The organism is Streptomyces sp. SM1 (assembly GCF_002910825.1).
GTDB classification, from domain to species: Bacteria; Actinomycetota; Actinomycetes; order Streptomycetales; family Streptomycetaceae; genus Streptomyces; species Streptomyces okerensis.
Genome location: NZ_NEUB01000300.1, coordinates 1 through 8,617 on the forward strand (window position 1 = coordinate 1; position 8,617 = coordinate 8,617).

Genomic DNA, 8,617 nt, shown 5'->3' on the forward strand with positions numbered 1-8,617 from the left:
GATGTGTCGGGCCTTCCCCTGGCCACCCCCGTGGGCCGGCTGGCCGCCGGGGCCCGCGCGGAGTGGACCCGCGCGGCGACGGCACGGGCCCGGAGGGCGGCCGTCATGGTGAGCGCCCCGGTGGGGCTGTGCTTCCTGCCCGCGTTCATCACCGTCGGCGTGGTGCCCGTGGTGATCGGGCTCGCGGACGGAGTCCTGAGAGGAGGTGGTCGGTGACGGGAGATGACCGGAAGACCGGATGAATGAGCGGTACCCATGAGTTCAGTGCGACTTCTCCTTACGGGGGTTGAGATGTATCAGGCGGTACGGGCACGACTGCGTGCCCTGGTGAGCAGGGTGCGTACGGCACGGAGGGACGCCGGAATGGTGACCTCGGAGTACGCCATGGGCATCGTGGCGGCGGTGGCGTTCGCCGTGGTGCTCTACAAGGTGGTCAACAGCGGACCGGTCAGCACGGCACTGCGGAACCTCGTGCAGCAGGCACTCGATGGCCGGATGTGAGCGGCGCGCGGACCGGGGTTTCGTGACGGCGGAGGCGGCCATGGTGCTGCCCGTGCTGGTGATGTTCGCGACGGCGCTGGTCTGGGGCCTGCTGGTGGTGGCGGCGCAGATCCAGTGTGTGGACGCGGCGCGCACGGGCGCCCGCGCGGCGGCCCGGCAGGACGCGCCCGACGCGGTGGTCGGGGTGACCCGTGAGGCGGCACCGCCGGGCGCGAGGGTCACGGTGAGCCGGGAGGCGGAGCAGGTCCGGGTCGTCGTCGTGGCCAGGCCTCCGGTGCTGCACGGACTGCCGTTCGAACTGCGGGAGGAGGCCGTCGCGGCGGTGGAGGAGACGGTGGGGGTGGGAGCGTGAGAGCCCGGCCGCGCGAGCCGTGGCCCAGGGACGGCCGAGGAACCCCGCACCGCGTGCACCTTGTGCCTGCCGGGCGGCGACGGGGAGGCGGCCCCGCCTGCCGGGCGTCCGGCGGGTTGTCCCGTCGCGGTGGCAGGAGACGCGGTGACAGGCGGCCTGCGCCGGGCTCCGACCGAGGGTCGGCCACGGTCTGGAGTGTCGGTGCCATTGCCGTGCTGTGTGTGGTGTTCGGCACCGTTCTCGCCCTCGGGCACGCCGTCGTCGTCCGGCACCGGGCGGCCGGCGGCGCGGACCTGGCGGCGCTCGCGGCGGCGGACCACTGGATGGAGGGCGGTACGGCTGCCTGCGAGCGGGCGGACCGGGTGGCCCGGGCACAGAACGCGCGGCTCGTACGGTGCGCGGTCACCGGGGAGGTGTCGGACGTGTCGGTGACGTCGGGCCGGGGTCCGTTCGCGGTGGAGGTGAGGGCCCGGGCGGGGCCTGCCGGCGGAGTGGCACCTCCGACGGGAGGCGCGGCTCCGGACGCGGTGGCCGGGAGACCGGGACCGGTCCTGGGCGCCGGTGCGGTCGGGGCGGCGGGTCTCGGACCCGGACCGGTCCCTTGAGGGCCGGGCGACGCCGGGACGACAGCTCGGGAGGGGCCGGTCCGGACGTCCCGGATCAGTCCCCGGTCGCGGCGCCCGCCCCGGTCGCGGGTGTCCGCCCAGGTGGCGTCACCACGGCCCCGCCGGCCGTTCCGGCGCCCTTCACCTCCGCCGGGTCCTCCCGGACCTCGGGCCCCTCCGTCCCCTCCCGCCTCTCCGCCGGTGCGCCCTCCAGGAGCACCGTGAGCAGCCGTACCGCGCCCCGTTTGTGCAGAGGGTCGTTGCCGTTGCCGCACTTGGGGGACTGGATGCACGAGGGGCAGCCGGCGTCGCATTCGCAGGAGGCGATGGCCTGGCGGGTGGCCGTGAGCCAGGACCGGGCGGTGTGGAAGGCGCGTTCCGCGAAGCCCGCACCGCCCGGGTGGCCGTCGTAGACGAAGACCGTCGGGAGCAGGGTGTCGGGGTGGAGCGAGACCGAGACGCCGCCGATGTCCCAGCGGTCACAGGTCGCGAAGAGCGGCAGCATGCCGATCGACGCGTGCTCCGCGGCGTGCAGCGCACCGCCGAGGATCTCCGGGCTGATCCTGGCCCGGTCCAGCTGGTCCTCGGTGACCGTCCACCACACCGCGCGGGTGCGCAGCGTCCGAGGAGGGAGGTCGAGCTTCGTCTCGCCCAGCACTTCGCCGGTGATCTGGCGCCGGCGCAGGAAGGAGACCACTTGGTTGGTGACCTCGACGGAGCCGTAGCAGAGGTGGCCGTCGCCCCAGGGGATCGTGGTGTCCGTCTCCAGCACGGTGATCGACGTCGTGTCCCGGGCCACCGTCGTGTAGGTCGGGCTCGCCCGCTCGACCAGGGCGACGGAGTCCTCCAGGTCGAGGGAGCGGACGAGATAGGTGAGGCCCTGATGCAGATGGACGGCGCCCTCGTGGACACTCGTGTGGGCGGCGCCCGCGTCGACCGTGCCGAGCAGTCTGCCCGTACCGGTCTCGACGACCTGGACGGGGCGGCCGCCCCCGCCGCGGATGTCGGTCAGGTCGGCGGCCCGCTCGCGGCGGGTCCAGTGCCAGGCCCTCGTCCGCCGGCGCAGCAGCTTCGCGGCCTCCAGTTGCGGGAGCAGATCCTCGGTGGCGGGGCCGAACAGGGCCAGGTCGTCCTCCGCCAGAGGCATCTCCTCGGCCGCCGCGCACAGGTGCGGGGCGAGCACGTAGGGGTTGTCGGGATCGAGGACGGTCGACTCCACGGGCCGGTCGAAGAGGGCCTCGGGATGGTGGACGAGGAAGGTGTCCAGGGGGTCGTCGCGGGCGACCAGGACGGCGAGGGCGCCCTGACCGGCACGGCCCGCGCGGCCGGCCTGCTGCCACAGGGAGGCCCGGGTGCCGGGATAGCCGGCGATCACCACGGCGTCCAGGCCGGAGATGTCCACCCCGAGTTCGAGGGCGTTCGTCGCCGCGAGGCCGAGGAGTTCGCCGGAGTGCAGGGCGCGCTCGAGGGCACGGCGCTCCTCGGGGAGATATCCGCCCCGGTACGCCGCGACACGCCGGGCCAGTGAGCGGTCGACCTCGGCGAGGCGTTCCTGGGCGATCACCGAGATGAGCTCGGCGCCACGCCGGGAGCGTACGAAGGTGACCGAGCGGATTCCCTGCACGGTCAGGTCGGTCAGCAGATCGGCGGCCTCCGCGGTGGCCGTACGCCGGACGGGGGCGCCCTTCTCTCCGTGCAGTTCGGTGAGCGGTGGCTCCCAGAGGGCGAACACCAGTTCACCGCGTGGTGAGGCGTCGTCGGCCACCTCCACCACCGGCAGGCCGGTGAGGCGGCGGGCGGCGACCGCGGGCTCGGCGGCGGTCGCGGAGGCCAGCAGGAACACCGGGGAGGCGCCGTAGCGGGCGCACAGACGCCGCAGCCGGCGGAGCACCTGGGCGACATGGGAGCCGAACACGCCCCGGTAGGTGTGGCACTCGTCGACGACGACGTATCTCAGCGACTTCAGGAAGGAGGCCCAGCGGGGATGGGACGGCAGGATCCCCCGGTGCAGCATGTCCGGGTTGGTCAGGACGTAGTTGGCGTACTGGCGGATCCACTCGCGTTCCTCGAACGGCGTGTCACCGTCGTAGACCGCCGCGCGCACCGAATGGCCCAGTGGTTGTGAAAGTTCCTTCACGGACCGGCACTGGTCTGCGGCGAGGGCCTTGGTGGGGGCGAGATACAGGGCGGTCGCCCCGCGGCCGTTCGGGGCCTCGGCCCCGTCCAGGAGCGTGGACAGGACGGGCGTCAGATACGCCAGCGACTTGCCGGACGCCGTACCGGTGGCGACGACCACGGACTCGCCGTCCAGGGCGTGCTCGGCGGCGCGTGCCTGGTGGGCCCAGGGGTGGCCGATGCCCGCGGCCTGCACGGCGGCGACCACCTCCGCGCGGATCCGGTCCGGCCAGACGGCATGGCGACCCGTGCGCGGGGGCAAGTGCTCGGTATGAGTGATGCGCGAAGCCCGGCTCGGCCCGGACATGAGCCGGTCCAGGACCACGCCCGGCGCGGTCCTGATCGGGGTGTCCGTCGGGGGCCGATCGGATCGGTGATTCTTGGCCATCGGGACCGAGTGTGTCACCGGAGTGACGGACAATGGGGCCAAGGCGTCGTGCACGCCTGCCGGTAAGTGATTGAATGCCATCGCGGCTGGCGAACCGTCCAGGGGGCTGAGCCGAGATGCCCCAAGGGCGACCGCTCGATAGCTAGGTGCTGGAGGATCCGTGGACCTGTCCCTGTCGACCGAGACCATGGGCGATCGCACGATCGTCAGGGTCGGTGGCGAAATCGACGTATATACCGCGCCCAAGCTGCGCGAGCAGCTGGTCGAGCTGGTGAATGACGGCAGTTTCCACCTTGTCGTCGACATGGAAGGTGTGGACTTCCTCGACTCCACCGGACTCGGCGTGCTGGTCGGCGGCCTGAAGCGTGTGCGTGCCCATGAGGGCTCGCTGCGCCTGGTCTGCAACCAGGAGCGCATTCTCAAGATTTTCCGTATTACCGGTCTCACCAAGGTGTTCCCGATCCACACCTCGGTCGAGGAAGCGGTGGCGGCCACAGACTGACCACCCCGCTCCCGGGCCGTGGTGGCCCGGGCGGCAGAAGAGAAGCACGAGGAGGGCCGGGCGTTCGGCGGCCCGGCCTCTCCACAGCACGCCCGTAGTTGCGAGGGGGATGCATGGCCACCGTTGAACTCCGCTTCAGCGCGCTGCCCGAGCATGTCAGGACCGCCCGTCTCGTGGCGGCGGCGGTGGCGCGCAGGGCCGGAGTGGACGAGGCCGTCCTCGACGAGGTCCGGCTCGCCGTCGGCGAGGCGTGCACCCGGGCCGTGGGACTGCATCAGCACGGCGGCATCTCGGCACCCGTCAAGGTGCTGCTGATCGAGGAGGAGAAGCTGTTCTCCATCGAGGTCGGCGACGAGGCGCCCCATGCGACCCCCGGCCGGGGCGCGTCCGGTGACGGACCCGGCACCGACGTGGAGACCGAGGAGGACGAGATGGGCCTCGCGGTCATCAGCGGCCTTGTCGACGACGTCGAGGTCAGCGCGGGGGAGCAGGGCGGATCGATCCGCATGAGGTGGCCGACCGTGCCGCCGGCCACCCTCCTCGCCTGACCGGATTCACCCGGACGGCGACTCTTTTCCGAAGGGCCCCCTCGTGGGGCCCTTCGGCATGTGCGGGTGCCGGTACCCGCCCTTACAGTGGTCTCGTGCGGATGATCGCGTGAATTCCTTCACGATCGATCCGTTGCCAGGAAATGCGATCACGCGAACGCCTCAAAGGCATTACCGATTTCGGAAGCCCGGTCGTCCGGCGATCATCGGGAAGAGTGGATGCAGGCCATTTACATTTCCCGCGCTCTGTTTTGATCAGGTTCCGGTACCTACAATCCCGTCCACATCTTGAGCTCAGCCCAAGCGTCAAGGAGGACGAATGGCGGGGCTTTTCATCCCACATCAGTCGGGCCAGACCACATCCCTCGCAGCCGCCGTGCTCACCGACGGCAACCGCCTGCTCGTGGTGGCCATCGGAGTCGTCGCGCTGGCGGCGCTCGTGGTCGCGGGAGCCCTGGTGCGCCAGGTACTCGCGGCCGGCGAGGGCACCGACAGCATGAAAGAGATCGCCGCAGCGATCCAGGAGGGGGCCAACGCCTATCTGGGCCGGCAACTGCGCACACTCGGTGTATTCGCCGTGGCCGTGTTCTTCCTGCTCATGCTGCTGCCGGCGGACGACTGGAATCAGCGTGCCGGGCGGTCGGTGTTCTTCTTGATCGGAGCGGCGTTCTCGGCGGCCACCGGCTATATCGGTATGTGGCTCGCCGTGCGCACCAACGTGCGGGTCGCGGCAGCGGCGCGCGAAGCCACTCCGGCGGAGGGCGAGCCGGAAAAGGATCTCACCGCCGTCTCGCACAAAGCGATGAAGATCGCTTTCCGTACGGGCGGCGTCGTCGGCATGTTCACCGTGGGCCTCGGTCTGCTGGGCGCCTCCTGTGTGGTGCTGGTGTACGCGGCCGACGCGCCCAAGGTGCTCGAGGGCTTCGGCCTCGGGGCCGCGCTGATCGCGATGTTCATGCGGGTCGGCGGCGGCATCTTCACCAAGGCCGCCGACGTCGGCGCCGACCTGGTCGGCAAGGTCGAGAAGGGCATTCCGGAGGACGATCCGCGCAATGCCGCGACCATCGCCGACAACGTGGGCGACAACGTCGGCGACTGCGCGGGCATGGCGGCCGACCTCTTCGAGTCGTACGCCGTGACGCTGGTGGCCGCGCTGATCCTGGGCTCGGCCGCGTTCGGCGACGCCGGACTGGCGTTCCCGCTCCTCGTTCCGGCGATCGGTGTCCTCACCGCCATGGTCGGCATCTTCGCCGTGGCACCGAGACGCTCCGACCGCAGCGGCATGAGCGCGATCAACCGGGGCTTCTTCATCTCCGCGGTGATCTCGCTCGTCCTGGTCGCGATCGCCGTGTTCGTCTATCTGCCGTCGTCGTACGCCGGTCTCGACGGCGTCACCGACACGGCGATCCTGGACAGGAGCGGCGACCCGCGGATCCTCGCGCTCGTCGCCGTGGGCATCGGCATCCTGCTCGCCGCCCTGATCCAGCAGCTCACGGGCTACTTCACCGAGACCACCCGGCGCCCCGTGCGGGACATCGGCAAGACCTCGCTCACCGGCCCGGCCACGGTCGTCCTCGCCGGCGTCTCCCTCGGCCTGGAATCCGCCGTCTACACCGCCCTGTTGATCGGGCTCGGCGTGTACGGGGCGTTCCTGCTCGGCGGTACGTCGATCATGCTGGCGCTGTTCGCGGTGGCGCTGGCGGGCACCGGGCTGCTCACCACGGTCGGTGTGATCGTCGCGATGGACACCTTCGGGCCGGTCTCCGACAACGCGCAGGGCATCGCCGAGATGTCCGGCGACGTCGAGGGCGCGGGCGCACAGGTGCTCACCGACCTGGACGCGGTCGGCAACACCACCAAGGCCATCACCAAGGGCATCGCCATCGCCACGGCCGTACTGGCGGCGGCGGCGCTGTTCGGTTCGTACCGGGACGCCATCACGACCGGCGCGCGGGACGTGGGCGAACGGCTCAGCGGCGAGGGCGCGCCCCTGAGCCTGATGATGGACATCTCCCAGCCCAACAACCTCGTCGGTCTGATCGCGGGCGCCGCGGTCGTCTTCCTCTTCTCCGGGCTGGCGATCAACGCGGTGTCGCGGTCGGCGGGTTCGGTGGTCTACGAGGTGCGGCGGCAGTTCCGCGAGAAGCCCGGGATCATGGACTACAGCGAGAAACCGGAATACGGCAAGGTCGTCGACATCTGCACCAGGGACGCCCTGCGGGAACTCGCCACGCCCGGTCTGCTCGCTGTGATGGCGCCCGTCTTCATCGGGTTCACGCTCGGCGTCGGCGCCCTGGGGGCCTTCCTGGCGGGCGCGATCGGCGCGGGCACCCTGATGGCGGTGTTCCTCGCCAACTCCGGTGGCGCCTGGGACAACGCCAAGAAACTCGTCGAGGACGGCCACCACGGCGGCAAGGGCAGTGAGGCCCATGCGGCCACCGTCATCGGCGACACCGTCGGCGACCCCTTCAAGGACACCGCGGGTCCCGCGATCAACCCCCTGCTGAAGGTGATGAACCTGGTCGCGCTGCTCATCGCGCCCGCGGTCATCAAGTTCTCCTACGGCGCCGACAAGAGCGTCGGGACGAGGGTGCTGATCGCGGTCATCGCGCTGCTCGTGATCGTCGGCGCGGTGTACGCGTCCAAGCGGCGCGGTATCGCCGTGGACGACGAGGACGACCCGGAACCGGAACCCAAGTCGACCGATCCGGCGGTGGTTTCCTAGAAGCGGACAGCGAACACCGGGTCAAGGTGAGGGCGGGCGGCTCGCATTGACGAGCCGTCCGCCCTCACCAGGGCTTCCGCACCTCTTCCGTGAGCCTTCTCATGCTTGGTGCAAATGGCTTCAAAAGTGTCTTAACGGACGCTCGACGGGTGGGTGTAGTCCATCTGGCGTGTATGTTCCGGGGCCGAGAGCCATGGAAGGGACCAATCCGGTGAACAAGAAGCTCGCGGTCGCACTGTCCGGCGGTGCGGTACTGGTACTGGCGCTGACGGGATGCGGCGGCGACGACGGCAACGAGAAGCTCGACGCCTGGGCGAAGGAGGTCTGCGACTCGGTGAAGCCGCAGGCCGCGAAGATCAAGTCGGCCAACGCCGCGATCCAGAAGGAGACCTCGGACAACAGCACTCCGGAAGCGGTCCAGAAGGCTGACTCGAAGGCCTTCCAGGACATGTCCGACGCCTACAAGGCGATCGGCGGCGCCGTGAACAAGGCCGGCCCGCCGGACGTCGAGAACGGCGAGAAGAAGCAGACGGACGCGGTCAAGGAACTCAACGGCATCTCCGCGTCGTACGCCTCACTGAAGAAGCAGGTCGACGGCCTCGACACCGACGACCAGGCGGAGTTCGCGGACGGTCTCAAGGACATCGCCGCGGAGCTGGAGAAGCTGAGCAAGAGCGGCAGCAACGCCCTCAGCGCCCTGGAGGAGGGCGAGGTCGGCGAGGCGATGTCACGACAGGCCAGCTGCCAGACGGCCACCGCGTCGGCGGGGGCCACCAAGAGCTGACGCGACGGCAGGGGCCGCGGAACCGGCGCGCGGTAGC

At 70.7% G+C, this 8,617-nt stretch carries 8 protein-coding genes and 1 pseudogene; 8 read left to right on the forward strand and 1 reads right to left on the reverse strand.

Features of this window, described 5'->3' with window-relative positions; all coding sequences use genetic code 11:
• The 4 genes and pseudogenes from B9S61_RS07175 to B9S61_RS07190 form a co-directional block, all read left to right on the forward strand.
• Nucleotides 1-216: pseudogene (locus B9S61_RS07175) on the forward strand (hypothetical protein); the annotation flags it as partial.
• Nucleotides 217-291: 75 nt separating this feature from the next.
• Nucleotides 292-501 (forward strand): DUF4244 domain-containing protein, encoded by a 210-nt coding sequence (locus B9S61_RS07180; RefSeq protein WP_103541489.1) that lies wholly within the window; start codon nt 292-294, stop codon nt 499-501.
• Complete coding sequence (locus tag B9S61_RS07185; protein WP_103541490.1) at nt 488-853, forward strand: TadE family type IV pilus minor pilin; 366 nt, start codon at nt 488-490, stop codon at nt 851-853. Before B9S61_RS07180 ends, B9S61_RS07185 begins: the two co-directional genes overlap by 14 nt.
• 116 nt (nt 854-969) lie before the next feature.
• Nucleotides 970-1,458, forward strand: a complete 489-nt coding sequence (locus B9S61_RS07190) for an Rv3654c family TadE-like protein (RefSeq protein ID WP_103541491.1) — start codon at nt 970-972, stop codon at nt 1,456-1,458.
• A 55-nt stretch (nt 1,459-1,513) separates the two neighbouring features.
• Here the strand turns inward: B9S61_RS07190 and B9S61_RS07195 are convergent, their stop codons facing one another.
• Nucleotides 1,514-4,102 carry a DEAD/DEAH box helicase gene (locus B9S61_RS07195; RefSeq protein WP_258039581.1) on the reverse strand — a complete coding sequence of 863 codons (2,589 nt, stop codon included), beginning with the start codon at nt 4,100-4,102 and terminating at the stop codon, nt 1,514-1,516.
• 79 nt (nt 4,103-4,181) lie between these two features.
• Between B9S61_RS07195 and bldG the strand changes: the two genes are divergently transcribed.
• The 4 genes from bldG to B9S61_RS07215 all read left to right on the forward strand — a co-directional run bounded on the left by bldG (nt 4,182) and on the right by B9S61_RS07215 (nt 8,580).
• Nucleotides 4,182-4,523: an anti-sigma factor antagonist BldG gene (gene bldG / locus B9S61_RS07200; RefSeq protein WP_003991900.1), complete on the forward strand. Its 342-nt coding sequence runs from the start codon at nt 4,182-4,184 to the stop codon at nt 4,521-4,523.
• Nucleotides 4,524-4,636: 113 nt separating this feature from the next.
• On the forward strand, nt 4,637-5,071 hold the full coding sequence (locus tag B9S61_RS07205; RefSeq protein ID WP_103541492.1) for an ATP-binding protein: 435 nt from the start codon (nt 4,637-4,639) through the stop codon (nt 5,069-5,071).
• Between the two features lie 319 nt (nt 5,072-5,390).
• Nucleotides 5,391-7,796: a sodium-translocating pyrophosphatase gene (locus B9S61_RS07210; RefSeq protein WP_103541493.1), complete on the forward strand. Its 2,406-nt coding sequence runs from the start codon at nt 5,391-5,393 to the stop codon at nt 7,794-7,796.
• Nucleotides 7,797-7,989: 193 nt separating this feature from the next.
• Nucleotides 7,990-8,580, forward strand: coding sequence for a small secreted protein (locus tag B9S61_RS07215; RefSeq protein ID WP_103541494.1), 591 nt, complete (start codon nt 7,990-7,992; stop codon nt 8,578-8,580).
• Nucleotides 8,581-8,617 lie beyond the last annotated feature (37 nt).